This is a genomic window from Acetobacter ghanensis, from assembly GCF_001499675.1.
Classification (GTDB): domain Bacteria; phylum Pseudomonadota; class Alphaproteobacteria; order Acetobacterales; family Acetobacteraceae; genus Acetobacter; species Acetobacter ghanensis.
On sequence record NZ_LN609302.1, the window covers coordinates 1,418,810 to 1,442,762 of the forward strand.

Here is a 23,953-nt window from a genome sequence, read left to right on the forward strand (position 1 = left end):
CGTGGCTGCATACAATGGCATAAAGCACTAGAACATGCGTACCCTCTTCCATTTCCCCCTTTCGCCAGCCAGCCGCACGGTGCGCCTTGTGCTGGGTGAAAAACGCCTGCCGTTTGAAGCTATTGTTGAACGCGCATGGGAAAAACGCCCCGAATTTCTGGCTCTTAACCCCGCGGGCGATGTACCTGTGCTGGTGGAAGACAACGGGTTGATTGTGCCGGATGTGTACGTGATCTGCGAATATCTGGAAGAAGCATATGCGGACATCCCCCTGCTGGGCCGCACACTGGCCGAGCGGGTGGAAGTGCGCCGTGTTGTGGCGTGGTTTGAAACCCTGTTTGCCAAGGAAGTTTCCGGCCGGTTTATTGATGAACGGGTGATGAAGCGCCTGAGCGGCCGGGGTAACCCCGATGGCGGTGCGCTGCGCGAGGCCTATGCGTCCATGCGTCCGCTTATGCAGTACGTTAATGATCTGGCGGAAAACCGGAACTGGCTGGGCGGTCACTTCCTCTCCCTTGCCGACTTTACGGCTGCGGCTCATCTCTCCTGCCTCGATTTTATTGGGGACATAGACTGGGCAAAGGTGCCCGCCGTGCGGGACTGGTACGCCAAGATGAAGTCTCGCCCGTGCTTCCGGCCCCTGCTGGGCGACCGTGTTTCCGGCATTACGCCACCTGATTACTATACCAATCTGGATTTCTGAGATTTTGACACAAAAAAATACGGCACCGATGTTTGATGTTCTCGTGATCGGTGGCGGGGCCGCTGGGTTGATGGCGGCGCTGACGGCAGGCCAGCGTGGCCGCCGCGTGGCGGTTTTGGAACATGGGCCAGAGGTTGGGCGTAAAATTCTGATTTCTGGCGGTGGTCGGTGCAACTTTACCAACCAGACCATGCGGGCGGATCGGTTTTTGTCCGCCAACCGGCATTTTGTTAAATCTGCCATTAGTCGCTACCAGCCCAGCCATTTTCTGGACCTGCTCGCCCGTCACAGAATTGCATGGCATGAAAAAAGCTGGGCCAGCTTTTTTGCGATAATTCAGCCCACGACATTGTACAAATGCTGCTGGATGAATGTGCAGCGGCCCATGTGCGTATTCTGACGGATGTGCGGGTGTACGGCGTGGAAAAATGCGACGTTTTTCGGGTGCAGACTTCCATGGGGGATTTGACGGCCCGTGCCGTGGTCCTTGCAACCGGTGGGTTGTCCATTCCCAAACTGGGGGCCAGCCGGTTTACGTATGAAGTGGCCCGGCAGTTCGGCCTTGCAATCGTTCCGCCAGAACCGGCCCTTGTGCCGCTAACCTTTAGCGGCGAGAGCGAGGAATGGGTGCGCTCACTGGCCGGGCTTTCGCTTCCCGTGCGTGTGACCTGCGGCAAAACATCGTTCGAAGAAGCCCTGCTGTTCACGCACAGGGGGATGTCCGGTCCGGCGTTGTTGCAGATTTCGTCCTACTGGTCAGCCGGTCAGCCCCTGTTTGTGGATTTTCTGCCGGGGCAGGATATTGCCGCGCTGCTGGCCAAGTTGAAAAAAGAAGGTTGCAAGGCAAAAGGGGCTGGTGCGCTGGCCCGCTGGCTGCCGCAACGTCTGGCTCATGCTTTGGTCGAATTGGGTGCGCCTGAGCGAACACTGGCGGAATGGGCCGATAGAGACATCCGGCTTATGGCAGAGCGTGTCCACCGTATGGAATTGCGACCACAGGGGACCGAGGGCTTTGCCAAAGCGGAGGTTACGCGCGGTGGTGTGGATACCAGAGGCCTTTCCTCCCAGACCATGGAGGCCCGCACAGTACCGGGGCTGTATGTCGTGGGGGAAGCGGTGGACGTAACCGGTTGGCTTGGGGGCTATAATTTCCACTGGGCATGGGCAAGCGGCCATGCCGCGGGGGAAGCCTTGGGCGCGGCTTAATGCGTTATATGCGCTAAGCCTGCCCTGGCGGTTCCAGCATTATTTTCCTTTGATCTCTGCCGCCAGTTCCAGCGCACGTGCGTAAACCGTGCGTTTGGGCAGGCCAGCCGCTGCTGCGGCCAGTGCTGCTGCATCCTTGACCGAATGTGTGTCCAGCAGGGAGCGCAGGGTGGTGTCCAGATCATCAGCCGAGGTTTCGACTTCTGGGGCAGGCCCCAGCAGCACCGTGATTTCTCCCCGTGGTGGGGTCTGGGCATAAAATGCGGCCAGTTCCCCTGCCGTGCCACGTTTGACGTCTTCAAAGCGTTTTGTCAGTTCCCGCGCTACGGCTGCCGGGCGCTCAGGACCAAAAACACTGGCCATGTCCGCCAGTGTTTCGGCCAGACGGTGAGGCGCTTCATGCCAGATCAGCGTGGCACTCAGCCCTGCGCGTTCAGCAGCGTGCAGTTTGGCGAACGTCTCCTTGCGGGCGGCGGAACGAGGCGGAGGAAAGCCGACAAACAGGTATGGATGCGGCGGCAGGCCAGACAGCACAAGGGCCGTTAGTGCCGCATTGGGGCCGGGTATGACGGTTACAGGGATGTCGGCATCTATGGCTGCACGCGTCAGCCTGAAGCCGGGGTCCGAGAGCAGGGGCATGCCAGCATCGGAGACAAGGGCAATATGCGCTCCTTCGCTTAGGCGGCGGATCAGGTTGGGTACGCGTTGGCGCTCGTTGTGTTCATGCAGAGCTTCCGTGCGGACGGAAATCCCCCTGTCGGACAGGAGCCGGGCCGTCATACGCGTGTCTTCACACAGTACCAGATCAGCCCGTGCCAGAGCCTCGGCCCCTCTGGGGCTGAAATCTCCCAGATTGCCTATTGGGGTTGCAACCAGAACAAGCCCTCCCGAAGAAGGCACATGACTTGGCGCATTTCCTTCGGTATGCAAAGGTTCAATCCCATTGGAAGACGACGCCTCGGACGGGCTGTTGGTAGAGGATGATCTGGATGATGACGCGTGCATACTCGCTCCTGTCAGGGCTTTCCCGTCAAGGTCTGGCGGCAAACCGGGCATTGCGCAAGACCGGAGTGGCTGCTCTTGGTGTAACGGGGCTGATCCTTGCAGGATGTGCCGATCAGTCCGGGCCAACAGGGGCAGGCGGCGCACTGTCCCCCTCTGGTCAGGTTGCTAGCCATAAGGTTGGTGTTCTGCTGCCATTAAGCGGCACCAACGCCGCCCTTGGGCATGAGCTTCTGGCAGGTGCGCAACTGGCCCTTGGGGGGGAAGGACTCCCTGCTGACCTGCAAATGGATGTGCATGATACGGCTGCAATAGGCGGTGCGGCTTCGGCTACGTCAGCCGCCCTTCAGGCTGGTGATGGTATTCTGCTGGGGCCACTGACGAGTGGTGATACCGCCGCCGCAGCCCCCGCAGCGCAGGCAGCGGGCGTTCCTGTTCTGGCTTTTACCAGTGACATTGGGCAGGGTCGTCCGGGTGTGTGGGTTATGGGGATTACCCCCGAGGAGCAAGTGCAGCAGCTTGTAGCGCAGGCCAAGCGGGAAGGACGGCAGCATTTTGCCGCCCTGCTGCCGGACAATGCGTTGGGTCACGCCATGGGGAATGGTCTGGTCAGCGCCTGCCGGGATCAGGGGCTTGCAGCACCCAAAATTGCTTTTCATTCAGGTACGGCAGACAGCATCAGCCAGACTCTGCGCCAGTTGTCTGATTATGATGCGCGGGTTGCGGCTGTAAAACAGGCCATGCCCACAACTCCCGTGCCGGATGCAACCACGACCAGTGGCAACCCGGCCGAAGTTGCCAGCCTGACCCAGCCACCGCCGCCACTGCCGTCCGGTCTGGCAGCGGCCCTTGGGCAGAATGGTGCCCAGCCAGCGCAGGCCGATGGCACCACCCCAGCCCCGGCACCGCAGATAACATTGGGCAGCCCGCCGTTTGATGCGTTGGTGCTGGCTGATATTGGGCTGGGGTTGAAGAACGTGCTGGATGCGCTGGCCCAGACACAGGTTAACATGCCGGATGTCCGCATTATGGGGCCGGGGCTATGGGCTTCCTTTGCCTCCAAGCTGGGGGCTATTAAAGGAGCGTGGTACGCAGCGCCAGACCCGACCTCCCGTCAGGTTTTTGTCAATCACTTCATGGCGCGTAATCACCATATGCCCAAGCCGCTGGCTGATATGTCCTACGATGCGGCTATGGTGGCCCTGACCGTGGCGCGCAGCGGCGTGCCCGGCTACCCGGCGGATGCTCTGACCCGCACAGGTGGCTTTGCTGGGGTGGACGGCACATTTACTCTGTTGCCCGATGGGCGCGTACGCCGTGCTCTGGGTGTGTTTGAGGTGATTGGGAACGGGAGCGATGCCCGGATGATCTCAACGCCCGCGCAGGCGCGTTCAGCCGTTTCTGGCTAAGCGCGCGTTCGGGTAAAAGCGCATGAAAAAAGGCGGCCTGGCATGATGCTGGCCGCCTTTTTTGTGGGGCTGATCAGGCCCGTTGCCTGACCATAGTGGCCAGAGCTTGCGCAACCCGCTCCACAACATCTGTCCATTGCCGTGGGGTTGTCTGGCGGAAGATGCGTAGCGTGGGGTACCAATGGCTGTTGTCGCTGTTGTGGAGCCACCGCCAGCAGTTGTCGTAACGATCCATGAGCAGAACAGGCTTACCCAGTGCGCCTGCCAGATGCACGACCGATGTATCGACAGTCACCACCACGTCCAGTGCCATCATCAGGGCTGCTGTGTCGTCCATTGTGTGCAGGCTGTCTGTGGGGTCGTACAGCCGCATACCATCAGGCGGGTCCATCATCTGCTCGGCATAGTAACCTTTTTGCAGGCTGATGAAGTTGATGCCTTCTAGCTGGCCCAGCGGCGCCAGTGTGTGCAGGCTCATGGACCGTCTGCGGTCGATCATGTGTGCAAAGTGCGAGGTCGGGCGGGGGGCGCCGCCCCATACTAATCCCACATTCAATTGGCCATTTTGCGGCACAAGCGGAGCTAATGCCGAGACTTTGTGGCTGTTGGGTTTGATGTAGGGTACGGCAGCTCCCCAAGGCTGTGCGGTTTCTGCAAAAACCCGAGGAAGGCTGATAAAGGGGCAATGCCAGTTATACGCCGGTGTTGTGCCGCCAACCTGCACGGTATGCACACCCGGTACGGCGCGGCACAGGTCGGCCAGTGCCTCTGGCACCCACAGGTGCGTTATGGCGCCACGTTCTGCCAGAGGGCGAACGTACCGTAGGAACATGAGGGTATCGCCCAAGCCTTCCTCATGCGTAATCAGAATACGCTGCCCCTCCAGGTTGGTAGTGGGGCCAAGGGTGGGGAGCAGGCGCTCTATGGGCAGGCTTGTATGGCCGGGCAGGCGGAAGCGCCATTCATGCTCGGTCCAGCCCTGTGCAAACCGCCCGGCCTTAAGCAGGGCTATGGAATGGTTAACACGTATTCGCGCATCCTGCGGGCGGAGGGTCAGCGCTTGCCGATAATACGGAAAAGCCTGTTCCATCTGCCCTCGTGCGGCCAGAACAGAACCAATATTGGCCAGCGTTCCCACATGGTCGGGTTCATGATGCAGGCAGTCCGTCAGGCATTGCAGCGCTGTGTCCAGCGTCCCCTGTTCCGTGTGCGCCATGGAGAGCAGGTTATGGGAGAGCATGTTCTCCGGCTGCTGTGCTGTTGCCTGTGTTAGCGTGGCAATGGCGGCGTCAAACTGTCCGGTCTGTACCAGCAGGTCGCCCAGAACATTGTGGATGCGGGTATCGGCTGGCGCGTAGGGCATGGCTGCACGGCAGACAGCTATGGCGGCTTCACGCTGGTTGAGGGCCGCCATGAGTTCGCTCAGGTCCTGCAGAGGGTGCAGGCTCTCCGGGTTGCGCAAACCAATAGAGGCCAGAATACGGGCGGCTTCCTTTACGCCTCCTTCACCACACAGGCAGAAGGCGTGCAGAATAAGGGCCTGCTCGTTCTGTTGCGCCACAAGTGGTGCAAGCAGGGCTTGTGGCTGACGGAAGCGGCCTGCCTGAATGTCCTGCATGGCCTGCCGCAGGGTTGTCAGCTCATATCTGTTTGCAGAGGGCGGAGGAGGCGTTTGCATGGTTACGGTCTGTATGGTTTGCAGGGGCGCGGTTTATGCACCCACCGCACATGGGGGCATATAAAAAACCCGGCATAGCTGTGCGCCATGCCGGGTTGGAATGTAAAGCGGAGCAGAAGGAAAGCGCCTTTGGCCAAAAAACCTCAGGCGGCTTTCATAACCGCAGTCAGTTCTTCCAGAACTGCGTTGGGCTCTTTCTTTTCCAGCACGGCAACTTCAGCCACAAAACGCTCCTGTGCGGCTTCAAAAAGTTTACGTTCGCTAAAGCTGCCGTCCAGGCTGTCCACATTGCGGCGCAGGTCGCGCAGGACTTCTGCAATCTGCACCAGATCGCCAGAGTTGATTTTTTCCTGATAGGCAACAGCACGCCGTGCCCACATGCCTTTGCTGACATGCGGCTTGCCTTTGATGATGGACATGGCTTTGTCCACAATCTCGCGCGAGACAATTTTGCGCAGGCCGGACTTACGGGCCTTGGACAGGGGGATGCGCAGTGTCATCTGGTTACCGGGGAAGGAAATCTGGATGACTTCCAGCTTGGTCCCGGCAATTTCGTCAATCCCGATCCGGTCTACACGCCCGACGCCGTGAGCGGCGTAGACAATAGCATCCCCTTCCTGAAAAGGATCTTCGTCTTTCACCTTGGTTTTGGCCTGGGCCGCAGTTGTGGCGGCAGCGGTGCGTGCCATTGCATCTGTCACGCCGCCTTTTGGAGGTGTTCTAAACGTGTTCATGGTGGAGACCTGTAGCATAAAATGGGCTGTTTGTCTGCAACATAAAGAATAGGGCGGGAATGCTCCTACTGCTGGACACCATTATGCGTCTTGAGCGGAGGGGCCGTCTGGTCACCCGTGGGTTGGACCACATCAATCTCAATATTGCGGGCCATGGTTGCCATGGGGAGCGCATGGGGCGTGCCGGAAAAGGGGTTTTGCAGGTCGTCCGCACTCTTGTCCAGAATAAGGAACAGACACCCGACGAGGGAGGACCCAAGCGGTGTAATCCATTCCAGTGTCTGCACCATGGAGAGCGGGAGAACAATGCAGAAGACATTGACCAGCGCCCGCGGCAGGGCAGAAAATTGCATGGGCAGGGGGGTGTTGCGAATACGCTCAAGCCCACCCTGTGCATTGGCTATGTCGGATAGAATGCGGTCAATCTGCCCATGGACTGCGCCATCTATGCCCTTGCGCGTAACTTCCTCGGTCACGCCCAGACCAATCTGGTAAAGAATGGCATTGGGTTTGTTGCGGTATGGCGCAATGGCCTCCAGCATTTTTGGGGGGAGCAGGCGTTCAACATCCTCGGTCGCATCCACTGGGCCAAGGGCCATGCGCAGGGCGTGAGGGTAGGCCGCTATGGCGTACATCAGGTCGTGCCGGTCTCCCAGCAATGTACCGGCCTGACGGCCAAAGGAGCGGCAGTTGTTGGTAATGGAACCCCATAATGTACGCGCTTCCCACCAGCGGGCATAGGCGCTGTTGCTGCGGAACCCCATAAATAGCGCCAGAGCGGAACCTATGAGCGAGACGGGCAGGCTGGGCTGTTCCATCCATTCCTGATGGAAAATCTGAAAAAGAATGACAACAACCAGATCCCACGCAGCCATAAGCAGGACAACTGTCAGAATTTCCCGCGTGATAATGCGTAAGCCGACCTTCTGGTCAACAATCATTCAAAAATCTCCACTCTGTGCCGGGGCGGATGCCCGGTGTGATTTTAACACACAACACATCACAGGGTTGCCTGCGAGTTTATGGTTTGTACATGCTGCGCAATGGTAACCATGAGCAGGCTGGGCTGACCAGATAATAAAGGGATGCGGGCATGACTGAGGCAACTGGACTGAAACTGCTTGAGGAGCATTACGCACACGGTGGGCGCGTAAGGTTTTACGAACATCAATCCAGCGTGCTGGGGTTGCCCGCACGGTTTGGAGTGTTTTTGCCGCCAGCAGCGTGTCAGGGCAGCAGGGTGCCGGTTGTGTACGCGCTGGCCGGACTGACCTGTACGCACGAGACCTTCCTTATCAAGTCTTGTGCTCTGGCGGAGGCGGCGCGTTTGGGCATAGCCCTTGTAACCCCGGATACGTCCCCACGGGGCGCGGGGGTTGAAGGGGAAGCGACGGACTGGGATTTGGGCACAGGAGCCGGATTTTATCTGGACGCCACACAGCAGCCTTGGGCGCAGCATTACCGTATGGGGAGCTACATTGCGCAGGAACTGCCCCTGCTGGTGGAGGAAGCCCTGCCGCTGGATGGTGCAAAGCGTGGCATCATGGGCCATTCCATGGGAGGGCACGGTGCGCTGGTGCATGGCTTGCAGGCTCCCCTGTTCTGGAAATCGGTTTCTGCTTTTGCGCCAGTTGTGCATCCCTCCGTTGTGCCTTGGGGTAAAAAAGCTCTGTCCACCTATCTGGGGCAGGACCACGCAGCATGGCGCGAGCATGATGCTGTATGCCTGCTTGAGGATGGCCACAGGCACTCCGCTCCCATTCTGGTGGATACCGGATCGGCAGATCAGTTTTTGCGGCGAGAACTCCAACCGTGGCTTCTTGTGGAGGCAGCGGAAAAAACGGGGCAGTCCCTTATCTGCCGCGAGCAGGAGGGGTACGACCACTCCTACTGGTTTGTGCAGAGCTTTGTAACGGACCACCTGCGCCACCATGCCTCTGTGTTTGGGGTGGCCTAATGTTCCTCTTAGTGTGAGGGGTTACGCTTCATACCGGCCAGTGCGCCAAGCCACTTTATGTACTCCACCCCCATCAGCCGTATGGTGGATGGCCGCCAGAGGTGTTCCATGGCCGGAGGCGTAACGGGGTAGGGGTTAAGGGCAACGCCGGGCAGCGTGCGGCTTAACTCCAGCATGGCGCGGCGCATGTGGTAGCCTGCGGTGACAATAATCAGGCTGTTGATGTGGTGGTCAGCCACCCATGCTGCGGTTTCGTTCGCGTTGCCAATGGTGGAGCGGGCTTGATAACCCAGCGTGATGCGTGCTGCTACATCGGGAGAAATGGATGGGGGCAGCAGTGCCCGCACGGATGTCTGAAGGTCCACGCCAGAAATAAGAAGTTGCGTGTTCGGGTTATTGGCGAGCAGGCGGATGGATGTTTCTACCCGGCCAGTGCCCCCGGTCAGGGCGACAATGCCATCTGCATGGATTGTGCGGGGCGGGGGCTGCTGTGCGTCGTGAATAAACCACGCAAACCCTGCCAGCCAGCACCCGGCAACCAGCAGGCTGGCGCGCAGTGTTTTTTGCAGCAAAGAGCGGAACCGCTGGTTCAGATGTGGTGCGGGCATGGCATGTGGCATTATGGCAGGCGAAGGAGCCACAGGCGGACCATGATCTGGGTTGTCAGCCAGCAGATAAAAGCAGCACCAACGGGTAGAAGCAGAAGTGCTACCAGCATATCAGACGGTATGGAGCCTGCCAGCGCGTGCCAGTCCTGAGGCAGAAGCCGGTCAGGCGTGGTGCGTGGCGCGCTGGCAAACGGGGCCGCCATTTGCAGGAGCAACAGCAAGGGCAGGCACGCGCCAAGAGTGCCTGTTAGGCCGCCCCCAAAACCCAGCGTTGCGGTACGCCATGCAAAACGCCCCGCAATATAACTGTCAGATGCACCAAGCCCATGCAGGGTTTTGATAATTTCCTTGCGGGAGGCAAGGCCGGTACGGGTGGCCAGGCCCGTTATCATGGTTGCAATGCCTCCAACAGTCAGCAGGGCCAGTCCTGCGCAGGCCAGCAGGCTGTTGGCCAGTGCACGCAGGCGTTCGCCCCAGCGGGCATTGTGTTCCATTATGGTGCCGGGCACATGGGTGTTCAGCGTCTGCTCCAGCGATGTGGGGATAGCTGCATCTGGCGGTAGTTTGACGCGGATAATGGCGGGAAGGGGCAGGGCGGAATTATCTGTTTCACCCAGCCACGGTTCCAGCAGGCGCGCGAGTTCGGGTTGGGTTAACTGATGCACTTCTGCACCGGCCGGCAGGTTGGTCAGGTCTGCTAGAACCGCCTGTACGCGGGTTGTGGTTGGGGTGCTGCCATCCGGCGTGGCCACAGGGTTATCGGCATCCGGCACCTGAATGGTCAGCAACTGGGCGGCCCCACCAGCCCATCGGGCGGAAAGCGCACGTGCGCCACTGGCCCCCGCAACGGTCAGCGCTGCCAGAAACCCCATCATGGCGACCAGCGCGAACAGGCTGCGGTCGGGCAGGGCTTCGGAGAGGGAGAGGCCGTCCCTACGGCGGGAGAACGGGCGGGTCATGGTTCGACGCCTCCATCTTCCACCAGTCGCCCGCGTTCCAGAAACAGAAATGGGCGCTCAAGGCGGCGGATCAGGGATTCGTTATGGGTCGCAACCACAACTGTCGTGCCCATGGCGCTCAGTTCGGCAAACATGTCCAGCAGACGGCAAGCCTGACTTTCTTCCAGCGCATTTGTGGGTTCATCCGCCAGTATCAGGCCCGGCCGATGGATAATGGCGCGGGCAATGGCGGTGCGCTGCTGCTCCCCGCCTGAAAGGCGAGATGCTGGCACGTCTATGCGCTCGCCCAGCCCTACCCATTTGAGAATGGCGTGAACCTCGTCCTGAATTTCATCTTCCGGCCGGTTTTGCAGCCGCAGGGGCAGGGCCACATTATCGGCGACCGAGAGATCGGGCATGAGCTGATAGTCCTGATGCACCATGCCGATTCTTTGCCGTAGCCGGACAAGGGATGAGCGCTTTTCTTCCTGTGCAACGGTTTTGCCCAGAATGGTCATTTCCCCGTCGGAGGGCAGACTCTCAATATGCAGCAGGCTGAGCAGGCTGCTTTTGCCCGCGCCCGAAGGCCCAAGCAGCCAGCGGAAGCCACCCTGAGGCACCGTAAAGGACAGGTGCGCCAGCACGGGTGCGCTTTCCTTTTTTCCTCGACGCCAGGAGACATTGTCCAGACGAATCATTTACCGGTTTCCAGGCGCAAGAGCATGAAAATAAGACTGTTGCCACATGGGCCGACTGTAGCGGAGAGTGTTGGGGACTGTCGATTGAGAAGCGCCATTAAGTGCTGAATTGAAAAAGGTGGCCCGTGCCTTTAGGATTAAGTGCTGGCACCGTTCGTCCCGGCCCTGTGTTAGGGAAGGGGAGTTACGTTCGTCTTCTGCCATGATGCCTTGCCTGCCGTTCCAACCAGACCGGGGCAACCGGGAGAGGCCCTGCTAAGAGAGTGTTCATGAAGATTGTCTGTCCTTCCTGCGGTGCGGCATATCAGGTTCCCGAAGCTCTTCTGGCTAAAAGGCACGCGCTCAAATGCTCTGCCTGCGGTGTAAAGTGGCGGCTTGCGCCCCCCGGTACGCAGGAGCATGACCACACGGCTCCCCCACCTCCTGCGGCACAGGCTCCCGTCCAGCCAGCGCCGGACGTGCAGGATAAGGAACATCTTGGGGCGGTCGCAGGTACGCTTCCACAGGCGCACGAGCATGCGGCTGCATCACCTCCCGCCGAAGAACCTCCGCCGTCAAAACCTGATCCTCTCGTGCAGGAAGAACCTGCGGCACCACAGGCCGTGGCTACACATCCGGAAGAGCTGGTGGCGGAGAACGCACAACCCGCCCCGGATCATCATGACGGGATTTCCCCCTCAGTTACACCTGAGCCGATTGCCACGCCCGCTGTGGAGGATGTGGCGGTAAAAACCGTTGAAGCCCCCGCCACTCAGGAAGAAAAACCTCTTGTAGGGGGAAGAACCCCAGCCGGTAAGTGCGCCAGAGCCAGAGCCAGAGCCAGAGCCAGAGCCAGAGCCAGAGCCAGAGCCAGAGCCAGAGCCAGAGCCAGAGCCAGAGCCAGAGCCAGAGCCAGAGCCAGAGCCAGAGCCAGAGCCAGAGCCAGAGCCAGAGCCAGAGCCAGAGGTTCCGGCAAAGGTGGAGGCACCAGCCCCGCACGCTACGGCAGCCGAGGAGCCTTCTGTATCAGAGCCGACGTCTTCCGTGGCAAAGGTAACGGAAGACGCTCCAGAGGTTGTTGCCGTTGATGCCAGTGTGCAGCCGCCACCAGCGGTTGAGAGCAAGGGCAAAGATGCACCAGCCAAAGCTGATGTGGCTCCGCTGGGTGCGCATATTCCCCGTCCGGCTTACAGGCCAGAAGGTGGCGCGCTTTTGCAGAGTGCGCGGTACGCTCTGGCAAACTGGTCAAAAGGGCTGGCAGATGTAGATGGGCGCGCCCTGCTGCTAAGCGAGCAGTTCTGGCGCCGGGCATGGATTGCCAGCTTTGTGCTGGCTGTTCTGGTTCTGCTTGGGGTCTGGCACTGGTGGGCTGCCATTGTGCAGGCGTGGCCCGCAGCCGCCCGGATTCATCGTCCGGGCTAGGCGCTGCGTCATGGCGGCGTAAATGGGCGGGCGGAGCCGCAGGTATTTTACAGCTTGCGACCAACCAGCATGGCTAGGGTTGCACCTGCCGCAGCAACAGCCATAAGGCCCAGACCATCACAGATTAGCCCGCTTGCTGTTAGCTCATGCCCTGCAAGGGTAATCTGTTCGGGAATGGCGTTGGCAACGCTGGCAATGGCGTCATGCGCCTGTGGGTCGGCAGAGGCGGTTGTGCGGGTCAGGGTTTTAACCAGAGCGGGCAGGGCGGCCCACGCCGCGCCAGCAATGAGCAGAAGCGGGGCGAACAGTTCGGCCATCTGCTGCACAAAGTAGAAAACAAAATAACAGGCAGCCCCTACAACCGTGCGCAGTAGCCGCAACCCGGCGGAGGCCGAAGTGTTCTGGCGGGAGGACATGGCAATGGGTTGCTGGGAAGCGGGTATGGGTGTGCGCGTGTCCATGAACCTGTGTTCCTTCAGGCAATCAGAGGCGGAAATGTGCATCCATCTGCCTTTAAGGCAGGCAGGCTACGTAAAGTTGGGCCTTTATACAGTTCTTGCGTGTGTCTTGCCACCTTGCTTGCAGGGTGGCTGGTACCGGTGCAAAGGCTGGTAACGCATTCGCGAGCAGACGGCGGCCGTTTTTGTTTGGTAAGAGGTTAAAATCAGATTTAAGTGAGAAGGGTGGGCCTAGGCGTCCAGCTATAGGCGAATTTATGGATTTTCTTTCCTGCACCATCCTGTTTGCGGGTGTGGATACGGCGTGCGAACAACGCCTTGTGGCTGAACTGGACAAGCATGGTCTGGGGGTGCGCATAGCAGCCGATGGCCGCGCGGTTTTTGCCGGGTTTGATACGGAATTACCCAACCTTTTGGTTGTGCAGGACCATCTGCCGGATATGTCTGCCGCCCAGTTATGCCAACGTCTCCGGCTGACATCGGCCACACGCGGTATTCCGGTGGTTGTTCTGGTTGGTGAGCATAACGCCGCGCAGGAGCAGGAAATTCTGGAACGCGGGGCGGATGCCTGCTTTTGCATAACGGATGACCCGGTTTTTCTGATCTTTCGGATATGCGCCCTGCTGCGAGAGTTTGGGGATGAAACGGTCGAGCGCGAAGGAGCCGTGTTCCGGCAGCCGCGTGTTTCGGTGGTTACCGCGCCCGGTGGAGTTTTGTGGGCATGGCCAAACGGGCGCCATGTCAGCAGAACGCCCAAAATTGTCCATATGCTGCGCGATAACGGTGAGGACGCAACACTGGTGGATGACCCGGACAGGCTTGAACTGTCTAATGTTAGCGCCGGGCGTATTCAGCCAGACTGCATTGTGGTGGACCTGAGCTGCCCGGCCTTTAACGGGCTGGCGCTGGCGCAGACTGTATCCGCTTTTCGGCGTAGAAGCCGCCAGTGTACCCGTGTGCTAGGGGTTGTTGAGCATGGCCAGCTCTCGGCGGAAAAAATACGACTGGCCTTCAGCGCCGGGGTGGATGACCTGACAGATTCGGACATCGCGCCGGAACTGCTGGTGGCGCGGATAAGCAGCCTTGTACGCCGTAAAACCTTACAGGACGAAGCCCGGCGTGAGGAAGCGCATATAGAAAGTGCCCGTGCCCGTATGGCGCTGGCCGATGCGCTACGCCGCGTCAATGCGGATCTGGCGGCTGCTAACCGTAAATTGATCGATGCCCAGGTCAAGCTTGTGCAGTCAGCCAAAATGGCATCTCTCGGGGAGTTGGCCGCAGGTATTGCGCATGAATTCAACAACCCGCTGGCCTTTGTTCTGGCGCACGAAAATACGGTCAAACGGAGTATGGCCCAAGCGTTGCAGGCTGTACGGAGTGGTGACAGGGAGGTGGCGGAAGTGGCCCTGACCAAAGGGTCGGAACGGCTGGTGTCTTCCCTTGTCGGGTTATCCCGGCTGCGCGAACTGGTGGCCAGCCTGCGGCGTTTTTCCCGGCTGGAGGAAGGGGAGTTCCGTCGGCTGGACGTACCGGACGCCATTGCCATGGTGCTGACACTTCTGGCCCCCAAACTTGGGCAGGAAATAGCTGTTGAATGCCGCTTGGAGGCACCGCCGGAACTGGTCTGTCAGGCGGCGCTGGTTAATCAGGTGGTTATGAACATTGTGAGCAATGCGGCTGATGCCATTTTGGAAAAACGCGAGCTGGCCCGCAAACAGGCGGGCGCGGTGAGTGTGGGAGACAAAGACCGGATTCTGCTGATGTCTTTTTTGGAGCCAGCAGAAGGCGGCCAGCCGGAAAATTACGTGTTGCAGATATCGGATACAGGACCAGGTGTGCCGCAAGAGTTACAGGAACGCGTTTTTGAACCGTTTTTTACAACAAAACCTGTAGGCTCGGGGACCGGGCTTGGTCTGGCAACGGCTTACGGAGTTGTGCAGGCGCATGGCGGGAGTATTGTTATAACACGATCGGAGAGGCTGGGTGGTGCCTGTTTTACCATTCGGGTGCCCTATAAGGCAGGAGAGGAGAGGCGCGGTGAGCACGTTATATGAACCAACGCAGCGCCCTTTTGTGCTCGTCGTAGATGATGAGCCGGAAATTCTGGTCGCGCTGTCTGATCTGCTGGAAAGTGCCTACACGGTTCTGACCGCTTCCTCGGGGGAGGAAGGGTTGCAACGGCTCCGCCAGAATCCTTCCGTTGCGGTGATTATTTCCGACCAGCGTATGCCGGGCATGACGGGTGATGTCTTTTTGGCCCATGCGCGTGAGATTTCTGCCGCTGGGGCCATACTGCTGACCGGTTATGCCGATATATCGGCTGTGGAAGCAGCTCTGAACCGGGGGCAGATTTCCTTTTTTGCGTACAAGCCGTGGGATGATGAAACCCTGCTCTCCATGGTTGGGCAGGCGTCTGCGCGGTATTTTCTGGAAAAGGAACTGGAGTGCGAGCGGCTGCTGCTGCGTGGCTTGCTGGATAACCTGCCTTTTGGGCTGGCGGTCAAGGATCAGGACGGCTGCTTTGTGCGCCTTAACCAGCAGATGGCCAGCCAGTTGGGCCATACAGTTGCACAGTGCGTTGGACGACGGGAAGAAGAACTGGTGGACGGCCCCCGGCTGGAAAGCCTGAAGGAAGCCCAGAGCCAACTGGCCCAGACCGGCCGCGACCAGCAGGTGCTCCAGCTTCCTGCCGAGGATGGTCCGGCCCGCTGGCATGACCTAACGCGGGTGCGGCTGGATAGTATGCGCAATACACCCGTGCAGTCCTCCATGTTGGCTGATTATTCCATTCTGATCGACCGCGATGTGAGCGAACTGTTAAGTCTGGAGCAGCGGTTGCGGCAGGCGCAAAAAATGCAGGCCATTGGGACATTGGCCGGTGGCATTGCGCATGACTTCAACAATCTGCTGACAGCCATTCAGGGGTCGCTGGAACTTGTGCAGGACCTGGAACCCCCGCGTGAGGAGTCTGTTGCCCGGCTGTACGAAAACGCCATGGAAGCTGCCCGTCGTGGGGCGGTGCTGACCCGCAAGCTGCTGGACTTCAGCCGCCCCCGGCATCTGGTCTGCCAGAGGGTGGATATGCACGAGGTGCTGGAAAACCTTCAGAGCTTCATGAAGCAGGGTAAGGTTCCGGAGGAAATTCGCGGGGCGCTGGATGCAGCCCGGCTGGAGGGTATGAGCCGCTTTAGTAGTGTGCGCTTCAGCATTCCCGAAGAGCCTCTGCCTCCTGTGTGGACGGATGCCGTACAGTTGGAACTTGCCGTGTTCAGCCTGTGCATTAACGCGCTGGATGCCCAGCCGGAAGGGGGCGAAACCTGCGTGTCGGTGCGCAAGGTGGCGCGTCTGCTTGGTCGGCACGTTGGGCGCGAACATGCAGGTGCGTGGGTCGTTGTGCAGGTCACTGACCGTGGCGTTGGCATGACGGATGACATCCGTGCGCGTATTTTTGACCCCTTCTTTACCACCAAAGGCACCGGGCAGGGCGTAGGGCTTGGCTTGTCTATGATCTACGGCTTCATCAGTCATTGCGGTGGTGAGGTGCGGGTGGATAGTGCTCCCGGTGGCGGCACGTCTGTTGAGTTGTGGTTCCCTGCCATGGATCAGGAAATGGCCGCAGCCATCCCCGCTGTGCCTGCCAATACGGTGCAGACCATAGCCCGTGTTCTGCCAGAAAACAGGGGCGGCAGCACTATTCTGGTTGTGGATGATGAGCCGGGTGTGCGGGCCGTAACCAGTGGCTTCCTGCGCCGTGCCGGGTACGAGGTTGTAGAGGCGTCCAGCGGTGCGGAGGCTGTAGAAAAAGTGCAGTCCATAGCCAGCATAGCCCTTGTGGTGATGGACGTTATGATGCCCGGCATGAACGGGGGTGAGGCCGCCCGGCGTATCCATGCCGTCCGTCAGGAACTGCCCGTTCTGTTTGTGACCGGCTATGCAGATTTTGGCGTGTTGCCAGAAGGCGTTGCCGTTTTGCACAAGCCTTACACGCGTGATGCGTTGCTGGGAGATGTAAGGGCTATGCTGGCAGCATAGCCCTCCCTCTTGTGTCCTGCGTCAGAACGCCTATTTCTTGGTGTTATGGATAGTTTTCATTCTGCTTTGTCTTCGCATGATCCCGTCGGCTGGCACGGGACCACCATTCTTTGTGTGCGCCGCGGCGCACAGGTTGCCATGGCGGGTGATGGTCAGGTCACGCTGGGCAGCACCGTCATCAAAGGGAACGCCCGCAAGGTCAGGCGGATTGGGCCATCTGGCACCATTCTGGCTGGGTTTGCCGGGGCTACGGCAGATGCCTTTACCCTGCTGGAGCGGCTGGAAGCCAAACTGGAGCGCTACCCTAACCAGTTGGAGCGCGCTTGTGTGGAACTGGCCAAGGACTGGCGTACGGACCGCTACCTGCGCAGGCTGGAAGCCATGATGGCCGTGGCCGATGCCGAGCACTCCTATACCCTGACAGGCAATGGTGATGTGCTTGAACCCGAGGATGGTATTATTGCCATTGGATCGGGCGGTAACTATGCCCTTTCCGCCGCCCGTGCGCTTTTGACGGTAGATGGTCTGGGGGCGGAGGAAATTGTAACCCGCGCCATGAAGATTGCAGGCGACATCTGTGTTTATACCAACCACTCCGTGCGGATTGAAACGCTGGACGCCAAAACTGCGGGAGACCAAGCCTGATGCAAGCCCCTCATCTTTCCCCGCGTGACATTGTTGCCGAGCTTGACCGTTATATTGTGGGGCAGGGGGACGCCAAGCGGGCGGTCGCCATTGCCATGCGTAACCGCTGGCGCCGGGCGCAGTTGCCCGAAGCCATGCGTGAGGAAGTGGTTCCCAAGAACATCCTCATGATCGGCCCGACCGGTTGCGGCAAGACTGAGATCGCTCGCAGGCTGGCCAGACTGGCGCAGGCTCCCTTCCTTAAAGTGGAAGCCACCAAGTTTACCGAGGTCGGCTACGTCGGCCGCGATGTGGACAGCATTGTGCGCGACCTGGTGGACGCTGCCATTGTTATGCTCAAGGATCTGCGCCGCAAGGATGTGGAGGAGCAGGCTGCTCAGGCAGCGGAAGAGCGGATTATTACCGTTCTGGCAGGCGAGGGTTCCTCAGCCGATACCAAAAGCAAGTTCCGGACCATGCTGCGCAGCGGCCAGCTTGAAGACAAGGAAATTGATATTGCCGTAACAGACCCGGCACCAGCAGGGCCTACGGATATGCCGGGCATGATGCCGGGAAGTGTCATCAATATTGGTGACATGATGAAAGGCTTTATGAACCGCGCCCCCAAGCAGAAAAAACTCAAGATTTCCGCAGCGCGTGAGCATTTGCGGCGGGAGGAAACCGAACGTCTGCTGGATAGCGAAAGCCTGACGCGTGAGGCCGTGGCCCATGTGCAGAATAACGGCATTGTCTTTTTGGATGAGATCGACAAGGTGTGCGCCCGTTCATCCGAAACCGGGATGAAGGGGGGCGATGTCTCGCGCGAGGGGGTGCAGCGCGACCTGCTGCCTCTTATCGAAGGGACAACCGTTTCCACCAAACATGGTCCGGTCAAAACCGACCATATTCTGTTTATTGCCTCAGGCGCGTTCCATCTGGCCAAGCCGTCCGACCTGCTGCCCGAGTTGCAGGGCCGCTTGCCCATCCGTGTGGAACTGCAACCTCTCTCGCGCGATGATTTGCGGCGTATCCTGACAGATCCCGAACACTCGCTGCTTAAGCAGTACACAGCTCTGATGAAAACCGAAGGTGTAAACCTGACATTTGCGGATGATGCGGTGGACGCTCTGGCAGAGCTGGCAGCCGATATTAACGACAGGGTCGAAAATATTGGCGCGCGCAGGCTGGCTACAGTGCTAGAAAAACTGCTGGAGGATATTTCCTTCACCGCTTCCGACCGGCAGGGAGAAAGCGTGGTAGTGGATGCCGCCATGGTACGCGACAAAGTAGCCCCACTGGCCCGTAAGGGTGATCTGAGCAGGTTTATTTTATAATGGAAGCACCGTTTGTTAGCCCGCAGGAAGACACTGCGGCAGAAGCGATTGAAGCGATTGGCGATGAACTGGACGTGTTTGATGACTGGATGGAACGCTACCAGTACATCATAGAAATGGGCCGCAAACTGCCGCCATTCCCACCAGAGTGGTGCAATGATGCGCACCGCGTACCTGGCTGCCAGAGTCAGGTCTGGCTGGAGGAAAAGGAGGAGGGCGGCAAGCTCTACTTTGCTGGCTTGTCCGACGCTGCCATTGTGTGTGGTTTGGTGGCACTTCTGCTGCGTGTGTATTCTGGCCGCACACGGGAGGAAATTCAGGCGACGGACCCCGGCTTCCTGCGTGATCTGGGGTTGGTTCAGGCTCTTTCCACCAACCGCGGTAACGGGGTGGAAGCCATGGCGCGCGCTATTCGCTCAGCTGCCGCCGTATCGGCCTGACTAGCCGCTCTTGGTCTGTAGTCCCCTGAATCTGTCGGTATAAGCAGGTTTGGGGGAAAGCCGGGGGAGTGGCAGCATCCACCATTCCCGGATAAAAACAGTGAGCAGAATGTTCAATAATCGGCTTGTAACGGGCTTTTTCTGTTCATGCTGGCCGTGTGTTCAAGCACAAAAAAAGCCGGTCCACCACATGGGGGGACCGGCTTTTTTGATAGGAAAAAAACTGAAAGGATCAGGCGTTCCCTTTTTCCTTCAGTGCTTTCAGCACATCCTCTGGGCGGATGGGCAGATGGCGCAGGCGAATGCCAACAGCATTAAAGATGGCGTTGCCCACAGCCGGAGCAATGGTTGTGACACCGGGTTCACCCAGCCCCATCGGTTTTTCCGTGCTTGGCAGGAATTCAACGTCCATGTCTGGCACGTCCGAAATACGCAGTGGGGTGTATGTGTCCAAATTCCGGTCACGTACATTACCATCTACAATTTCAGTGCCTTCAAACAGCGCCATGCTCAGCCCCCACAATGCGCCGCCTTCCGTCTGTGCAGCAGCGCCATCGGGGTCAATAATTGTGCCAGCATCCAGCACCAGCCAGATTTTCTGGCAGGTAACAACGCCTGTTTTCCGGTCAACATGCACCTGCACGGCACCCGCCGTCCATGTTGGCATGTTGCGTTCCTGCCCAAAGGTTGTGGCAATGCCAATGGCTGTATCCGCAGGCAGGGATACTTTGCCGTAACCGCATTTCTCCACCAGATGTTTGAGCACATTGGCCTGACGGCTGGCCCCACCAACGGAGTTGGGGGCACTGCCAGCATTGCGGCCTTTGCTGTCCAGCAGGCTCAGGCGGTAGTCCACTGGGTCCAGCTTACGGGCATGGGCGATTTCATCCAGAAAGCTCTCATGCGCCCATGGCGTCCAGCCGGAGCTGACCGAGCGCAGCCAACCGGGGCGGAAGGTTTCGCTTGCCAGATCATTGTCCAGAGCACGTACCAGCATGGGGCCGACATCGTACCAGTGGTCAGCACCGGCAATGGCGAACTGGTCATAGGGCTTGCCATCATCGCCCTTTTCCATGAATGCGCTGGCCATAACGCGGGTTGGCCAGCCAGCGGAGGCATGGTGCTGCCATGCTGTAATGTTGCCATCCTGCCCCAATGCAGCACGGACCGTCTGCACGGAGGGGGAGCGGATGGAGTCAAACAGCACGTCATCCGAGCGGGTGAAAACCAGCTTGACCGGCTTGCCACCAATGGCCTTGGAAATAAGGGCCGCAGGCACTGCGTAGTCCCCGTTCAGGCGGCGGCCAAAGCCCCCACCCAGCAGATAGCTGCGCATGACCACTTCGGATTCAGGCACCTGTAGCGCCTTGGCAATAACGGGCAGGAACAGGGTCTGCCACTGGTTGCCGCAATGCACTTCCCACTTGCCTTCGTGCTGGCGGGCCAGCGCGTTCATGGGTTCAAGCTGGTAATGTAGCACGGAGGAGCAGGTGTAGGTTTGCTCCACCACCTTGGCCGCTTTGGCAAAGGTTTCGTCCACACCGGGGTCATTGAACACGCGGGAGCCACCGGCCTTGTTCGCAATCTGCTTGCGGCCGTAGTCCAGAATGTCCTGCTCGGTGATGTTGGCCGTTTTGCCCGGTTTCCACACAACCTTGAGCGCATCGGTTGCACGGATGGCAGCGGGGTAAGACGATGCCAGAACCGCAACCCAGCCCGGAACGGTGTCCGAGGGGTCTTCCAGCACAATGTAGCGGATATACCCTTTGACCTTTTTGGCCTCGCTATCGTCCACCGAGATGACTTTGGAGCCATAACGCGTAGGCGGCAGCTTGGGGCGGGCATACACCATGCCATCCAGCTTGGCATCAATGCCGTAAATGGCGGAGCCGTCGGTTTTGGCTGGAATATCCAGCGCCTTGACGTCCTTGCCAATCAGCCGGTGTTCGGAGGAGGGTTTGAGTGGCAGCTTGGCCATTTCCTCCGGTGTGAATGTTTTGGTCGGGTGTGCGCGGCTGACAATATCGCCGTAGCTTACGGAACGGTTGCCAGCAATGACCTGCCCGTTGCGGGCAATACAGGCGGAGGGGGCAACACCAAGCAGTTTGGCGCCCTGTTCCACCATAACCGTGCGTGCAGCAGCCCCGGCCTGTCGGAACTGGTCCCACGTCATCCATACGGACCAAGACCCACCGGTAACCATAAGGCCCCATTTGGGGTCTGTATCCACATAGGTAATGCGGACCTTGTTCCAGTCGGCTTCCATTTCATCCGCAATAATACGGGCGAGGGCCGTGCCAATATGCTGGCCCATTTCCGCGCGGATAATGTTCACGTTCACCCAGCCATCCGGCGCAATGGAGCACCAGATTGTGGGTTCAAAGGCGGCGGCTTCCTTAAGGGCGGCAGGCGCACCCTGCGGGTAAACCTGCGCCGCCTTACCCTGGCGGGCAAACCCGAACAAAAAGGCAGAGCCGGCAGCGGTAAGCAGAAAACTACGGCGTGAGGGGCCACGGCCAGCAGCGCGGTCCTGCTGTGCCGCAATACGTTCGAGCTTACCCATTGGACGCCTCCTCCTTGCGCAGGGCGGCAGCTGCTTTTTTAATGGCTTTGCGAATGCGGACATAGGTCATGCAGCGGCACAGGCTGCCGCCCATAACACCGTCAATTTCCTCATCCGTCGGGTCGGGATAATCCTTCAGAAGGCTCACAGCCTGCATGATCTGGCCGGACTGGCAGTAGCCGCACTGCGGAACCTGAATGTCCTTCCATGCTTCCTGCACGGCGTGTTTGCCATTGGGGTCCAGCCCTTCAATGGTGGTTACATCGGCCCCTTCCAGCGAGCTGAGCGGGGTGATGCAGGACCGGGTTGCCCGGCCGCCAACCAGAACGGTGCAGGCGCCACATTGGCCAACACCGCAGCCAAATTTTGTGCCCGTCAGGTCCAGATCATCGCGCAGCGCCCACAGCAGGGGGGTGTCGTCTGGCACATCGACAGAAACGTCACGGCCATTGAGTTTGAATTTTACCATCTCTTACTCCGTGGTCCGTCTTAGTGCGATGAATTGACAGGAATGGTGGTAACGGTCTTGCGCACTGCGGCTGCTTTCTTTTCCAGATCAGTCCATGGTGGCAGGGTGGTGCGTGTACGGCGCAGATAGGCCGCAATGCGCGCCATATCCTGGTCGGACAGGGCATTGTAGAAGCTGGGCATGGCAACGCCGGACTGGCCTTCTTCCGCCGTCAGGCCATGCAGGATGACCTGATAGAGGTTTGTCGGTTCATCCAGCCATAGAGCGTTGTTCAGAGCCAGATCGGGGCGGCCCAGAACGGGCGAAGGGGCCGCATTGTAATGGCAGGCGGCGCACGCACCTTGGTAGAGCTTGGCGTCCGGGTCCACATTCGGGCCGATTAGATCGGTCTTGGACTGTTCCATGGCGCGGGCAAGGGCGGCCTTGTCATGCTTTTCGCGCTCGGCAGCGTGGTCCACATCAGCAAAGTAATGGGCAATGGCGTGCACGTCTTCCTCAGGCACCGTGGAGAGGAAGCGGTGCGGAACGGGGGACATGGGGCCACCAGCGGGGCCATGCAGCGGAGCTACCCCAAACCGCAGGTACTGGAAGAGTTCGTCCTCCGTCCATGTGGTGGGGGTAGGGTTATGTTCGTTCAGTGGCGGGGCAATCCAGTTGTCCACCACGGCGCCATCGTAAGCAGCGCTCTTCTTTTCTGCCCCCATGAAGTCACGCGGCGTATGGCAGGCACCACAATGCGCATTGCCTTCGGACAGGTAAGCACCGCGGTTCCACAGCGCATCATGCCGTGGGTCGGGCTTGTACGTGCCGGGCGTGAAGTACAGGAGCTTCCAGCCAGCCTGCAGAATGCGCAGGCTAAGAGGGAAGGGCAGTTCGTTGGGGCGGCGCGTCATGTGCACGGCAGGGCGTGTCATCAGATAGGCGTACAGGTCGGACACATCCTGTTCGGTCATTTTGGTAAAATGATCAAACGGGAAGGCCGGAATCAGATGCACACCCTTGCGCGAGACACCCAGATGCATGGCGCGCTGGAAGGCTTCTTCCGACCAGTTGCCAATTCCGGTTTCCGGGTCTGGCGTAATGTTGGAAGAGAAAATGGCCCCAAAAGGGGTATCCATTTTGTAGTCACCAGCCAGTTCCGGCCCGCCGCCCATATCTGTACGGGTATGGCACTCTGCGCAGTATCCCTCGGCTGCCACAATGCGGCCGCGCTCAATCTGCTCGGCAGAAAAACTGCTGGGGTCCGGGCGTTCTACCGGTTCAATAGGCGGGTACCAGGCGTAATAAAGAAAACCCAGCCCACCAACAGCACCAATGGCTGCTGCTCCTGCTAATAGACGTTTGATCACTCTATCCCCACCTTATGTGTAAACGTCCCGTCTGGCAGGCAGATGGATCAAGTCTGCCCAACACAGCCAGAGGAACAGCGTCTGCGGTCTGTCGTTGATTGAGGACTAGTCTTATCTGGATTTGCATCACAGATAAACGCATAGAAGGCGCGTTATTACACGACAAAGTGTATATGATTTATATATATCGCAAGAATATTACAAAAAACGGCTCTTTTTGGTTATTATCTATATTCACAAAGATATAGACAAGTAAAGATTTGCATGTGCGTCATGCATTTTCTTCGGGGGAGCGGTCCGCACTGGTGGGGCTGATACTGTATATATGCAGGCATCAAGGGGTGGAGAAT

Annotated in this window: 21 protein-coding genes and 2 pseudogenes; 11 read left to right on the forward strand and 12 right to left on the reverse strand. The window is 59.1% G+C overall.

What is annotated here, in order from left to right; genetic code table 11:
* The first annotated feature begins 34 nt into the window (after positions 1-34).
* Positions 35-703, forward strand: a complete 669-nt coding sequence (locus AGA_RS06805) for a glutathione S-transferase family protein (RefSeq protein ID WP_059023595.1) — start codon at positions 35-37, stop codon at positions 701-703.
* A gap of 28 nt (positions 704-731) precedes the next feature.
* Positions 732-1,909, forward strand: a pseudogene (locus AGA_RS06810) (NAD(P)/FAD-dependent oxidoreductase).
* A 39-nt stretch (positions 1,910-1,948) separates the two neighbouring features.
* Here AGA_RS06810 and rsmI read toward each other — a convergent pair.
* Complete coding sequence (gene rsmI / locus AGA_RS06815; RefSeq protein ID WP_059024708.1) at positions 1,949-2,914, reverse strand: 16S rRNA (cytidine(1402)-2'-O)-methyltransferase; 966 nt, start codon at positions 2,912-2,914, stop codon at positions 1,949-1,951.
* Between rsmI and AGA_RS06820 the strand changes: the two genes are divergently transcribed.
* Entirely contained in the window at positions 2,902-4,320 is a 1,419-nt protein-coding gene (locus AGA_RS06820; protein ID WP_059024709.1) for a penicillin-binding protein activator, read from the forward strand. The genes rsmI and AGA_RS06820 overlap by 13 nt on opposite strands.
* Positions 4,321-4,393: 73 nt before the next feature.
* Here the strand turns inward: AGA_RS06820 and AGA_RS06825 are convergent, their stop codons facing one another.
* The 3 genes from AGA_RS06825 to AGA_RS06835 all read right to left on the reverse strand — a co-directional run bounded on the left by AGA_RS06825 (position 4,394) and on the right by AGA_RS06835 (position 7,673).
* On the reverse strand, positions 4,394-5,998 hold the full coding sequence (locus AGA_RS06825; protein ID WP_059023596.1) for a tetratricopeptide repeat protein: 1,605 nt from the start codon (positions 5,996-5,998) through the stop codon (positions 4,394-4,396).
* A 143-nt stretch (positions 5,999-6,141) separates the two neighbouring features.
* Positions 6,142-6,732: a CarD family transcriptional regulator gene (locus AGA_RS06830; RefSeq protein ID WP_025827163.1), complete on the reverse strand. Its 591-nt coding sequence runs from the start codon at positions 6,730-6,732 to the stop codon at positions 6,142-6,144.
* A gap of 65 nt (positions 6,733-6,797) precedes the next feature.
* Entirely contained in the window at positions 6,798-7,673 is an 876-nt protein-coding gene (locus tag AGA_RS06835; RefSeq protein ID WP_059023597.1) for a bestrophin family protein, read from the reverse strand.
* A gap of 152 nt (positions 7,674-7,825) precedes the next feature.
* On the opposite strand from AGA_RS06835, the gene fghA reads away from it, so the two are divergent.
* The gene (gene fghA, locus AGA_RS06840; protein ID WP_059023598.1) at positions 7,826-8,689 is read left to right on the forward strand and encodes an S-formylglutathione hydrolase; all 864 of its coding nucleotides are present in this window, start codon (positions 7,826-7,828) and stop codon (positions 8,687-8,689) included.
* A gap of 8 nt (positions 8,690-8,697) precedes the next feature.
* Here fghA and AGA_RS06845 read toward each other — a convergent pair whose 3' ends face one another.
* Genes AGA_RS06845 through AGA_RS06855 form a run of 3 tightly spaced genes read right to left on the reverse strand, consistent with a single transcriptional unit; the run spans position 8,698 to position 10,933 of the window.
* Positions 8,698-9,297 (reverse strand): YdcF family protein, encoded by a 600-nt coding sequence (locus AGA_RS06845; protein WP_059024711.1) that lies wholly within the window; start codon positions 9,295-9,297, stop codon positions 8,698-8,700.
* An 11-nt stretch (positions 9,298-9,308) separates the two neighbouring features.
* A complete protein-coding gene (locus AGA_RS06850) occupies positions 9,309-10,256 on the reverse strand; it encodes a cell division protein FtsX (protein WP_059023599.1) in 948 nt (315 codons plus the stop codon).
* Positions 10,253-10,933, reverse strand: coding sequence for a cell division ATP-binding protein FtsE (locus AGA_RS06855; protein ID WP_059023600.1), 681 nt, complete (start codon positions 10,931-10,933; stop codon positions 10,253-10,255). The genes AGA_RS06850 and AGA_RS06855 overlap by 4 nt, the downstream gene beginning before the upstream one ends.
* A 269-nt stretch (positions 10,934-11,202) precedes the next feature.
* On the opposite strand from AGA_RS06855, the pseudogene AGA_RS14455 reads away from it, so the two are divergent.
* Positions 11,203-11,259, forward strand: a pseudogene (locus AGA_RS14455) (MJ0042-type zinc finger domain-containing protein); the annotation flags it as partial.
* A 425-nt stretch (positions 11,260-11,684) separates the two neighbouring features.
* Here AGA_RS14455 and AGA_RS14080 read toward each other — a convergent pair.
* Positions 11,685-11,888, reverse strand: a complete 204-nt coding sequence (locus AGA_RS14080) for a hypothetical protein (RefSeq protein WP_231945732.1) — start codon at positions 11,886-11,888, stop codon at positions 11,685-11,687.
* 2 nt (positions 11,889-11,890) lie between these two features.
* Between AGA_RS14080 and AGA_RS06865 the strand changes: the two genes are divergently transcribed.
* The gene (locus AGA_RS06865) at positions 11,891-12,334 is read left to right on the forward strand and encodes a hypothetical protein (RefSeq protein ID WP_172793704.1); all 444 of its coding nucleotides are present in this window, start codon (positions 11,891-11,893) and stop codon (positions 12,332-12,334) included.
* Positions 12,335-12,381: 47 nt separating this feature from the next.
* Here AGA_RS06865 and AGA_RS06870 read toward each other — a convergent pair whose 3' ends face one another.
* On the reverse strand, positions 12,382-12,795 hold the full coding sequence (locus tag AGA_RS06870) for a hypothetical protein (RefSeq protein WP_059024715.1): 414 nt from the start codon (positions 12,793-12,795) through the stop codon (positions 12,382-12,384).
* Positions 12,796-13,049: 254 nt separating this feature from the next.
* On the opposite strand from AGA_RS06870, the gene AGA_RS06875 reads away from it, so the two are divergent.
* The 5 genes from AGA_RS06875 to AGA_RS06895 are packed head-to-tail and all read left to right on the forward strand — an operon-like array spanning position 13,050 to position 19,222.
* On the forward strand, positions 13,050-14,846 hold the full coding sequence (locus AGA_RS06875) for an ATP-binding protein (RefSeq protein WP_059023602.1): 1,797 nt from the start codon (positions 13,050-13,052) through the stop codon (positions 14,844-14,846).
* Entirely contained in the window at positions 14,830-16,824 is a 1,995-nt protein-coding gene (locus AGA_RS06880) for a response regulator (protein ID WP_059023603.1), read from the forward strand. The genes AGA_RS06875 and AGA_RS06880 overlap by 17 nt, the downstream gene beginning before the upstream one ends.
* Positions 16,825-16,869: 45 nt before the next feature.
* On the forward strand, positions 16,870-17,469 hold the full coding sequence (gene hslV, locus AGA_RS06885) for an ATP-dependent protease subunit HslV (protein WP_059023604.1): 600 nt from the start codon (positions 16,870-16,872) through the stop codon (positions 17,467-17,469).
* A complete protein-coding gene (hslU, locus tag AGA_RS06890; protein ID WP_059023605.1) occupies positions 17,469-18,782 on the forward strand; it encodes an ATP-dependent protease ATPase subunit HslU in 1,314 nt (437 codons plus the stop codon). The genes hslV and hslU overlap by 1 nt, the downstream gene beginning before the upstream one ends.
* Positions 18,782-19,222 carry a SufE family protein gene (locus AGA_RS06895; RefSeq protein WP_059023606.1) on the forward strand — a complete coding sequence of 147 codons (441 nt, stop codon included), beginning with the start codon at positions 18,782-18,784 and terminating at the stop codon, positions 19,220-19,222. The genes hslU and AGA_RS06895 overlap by 1 nt, the downstream gene beginning before the upstream one ends.
* 232 nt (positions 19,223-19,454) lie before the next feature.
* On the opposite strand, the gene AGA_RS06900 is transcribed toward AGA_RS06895, so the two are convergent.
* The 3 genes from AGA_RS06900 to AGA_RS06910 are packed head-to-tail and all read right to left on the reverse strand — an operon-like array spanning position 19,455 to position 23,603.
* A complete protein-coding gene (locus AGA_RS06900) occupies positions 19,455-21,785 on the reverse strand; it encodes a xanthine dehydrogenase family protein molybdopterin-binding subunit (protein WP_059023607.1) in 2,331 nt (776 codons plus the stop codon).
* On the reverse strand, positions 21,778-22,254 hold the full coding sequence (locus tag AGA_RS06905; RefSeq protein WP_048853986.1) for a (2Fe-2S)-binding protein: 477 nt from the start codon (positions 22,252-22,254) through the stop codon (positions 21,778-21,780). The genes AGA_RS06900 and AGA_RS06905 overlap by 8 nt, the downstream gene beginning before the upstream one ends.
* A 20-nt stretch (positions 22,255-22,274) precedes the next feature.
* Positions 22,275-23,603, reverse strand: a complete 1,329-nt coding sequence (locus AGA_RS06910; RefSeq protein ID WP_059023608.1) for a c-type cytochrome — start codon at positions 23,601-23,603, stop codon at positions 22,275-22,277.
* Positions 23,604-23,953 lie beyond the last annotated feature (350 nt).

Excerpts from the sequence above, each read along its gene's own strand:
- AGA_RS06805 (WP_059023595.1), top strand. The coding sequence starts at position 35 with ATGCGTACCCTCTTCCATTTCCCCCTTTCGCCAGCCAGCCGCACGGTG.
- AGA_RS06820 (WP_059024709.1), top strand. The coding sequence starts at position 2,902 with ATGACGCGTGCATACTCGCTCCTGTCAGGGCTTTCCCGTCAAGGTCTG.
- rsmI (WP_059024708.1), bottom strand. The coding sequence starts at position 2,914 with ATGCACGCGTCATCATCCAGATCATCCTCTACCAACAGCCCGTCCGAG.
- AGA_RS06825 (WP_059023596.1), bottom strand. The coding sequence starts at position 5,998 with ATGCAAACGCCTCCTCCGCCCTCTGCAAACAGATATGAGCTGACAACC.
- AGA_RS06830 (WP_025827163.1), bottom strand. The coding sequence starts at position 6,732 with ATGAACACGTTTAGAACACCTCCAAAAGGCGGCGTGACAGATGCAATG.
- AGA_RS06835 (WP_059023597.1), bottom strand. The coding sequence starts at position 7,673 with ATGATTGTTGACCAGAAGGTCGGCTTACGCATTATCACGCGGGAAATT.
- fghA (WP_059023598.1), top strand. The coding sequence starts at position 7,826 with ATGACTGAGGCAACTGGACTGAAACTGCTTGAGGAGCATTACGCACAC.
- AGA_RS06845 (WP_059024711.1), bottom strand. The coding sequence starts at position 9,297 with ATGCCCGCACCACATCTGAACCAGCGGTTCCGCTCTTTGCTGCAAAAA.
- AGA_RS06850 (WP_059023599.1), bottom strand. The coding sequence starts at position 10,256 with ATGACCCGCCCGTTCTCCCGCCGTAGGGACGGCCTCTCCCTCTCCGAA.
- AGA_RS06855 (WP_059023600.1), bottom strand. The coding sequence starts at position 10,933 with ATGATTCGTCTGGACAATGTCTCCTGGCGTCGAGGAAAAAAGGAAAGC.
- AGA_RS06870 (WP_059024715.1), bottom strand. The coding sequence starts at position 12,795 with ATGGACACGCGCACACCCATACCCGCTTCCCAGCAACCCATTGCCATG.
- AGA_RS06875 (WP_059023602.1), top strand. The coding sequence starts at position 13,050 with ATGGATTTTCTTTCCTGCACCATCCTGTTTGCGGGTGTGGATACGGCG.
- hslV (WP_059023604.1), top strand. The coding sequence starts at position 16,870 with ATGGATAGTTTTCATTCTGCTTTGTCTTCGCATGATCCCGTCGGCTGG.
- hslU (WP_059023605.1), top strand. The coding sequence starts at position 17,469 with ATGCAAGCCCCTCATCTTTCCCCGCGTGACATTGTTGCCGAGCTTGAC.
- AGA_RS06895 (WP_059023606.1), top strand. The coding sequence starts at position 18,782 with ATGGAAGCACCGTTTGTTAGCCCGCAGGAAGACACTGCGGCAGAAGCG.
- AGA_RS06900 (WP_059023607.1), bottom strand. The coding sequence starts at position 21,785 with ATGGGTAAGCTCGAACGTATTGCGGCACAGCAGGACCGCGCTGCTGGC.
- AGA_RS06905 (WP_048853986.1), bottom strand. The coding sequence starts at position 22,254 with ATGGTAAAATTCAAACTCAATGGCCGTGACGTTTCTGTCGATGTGCCA.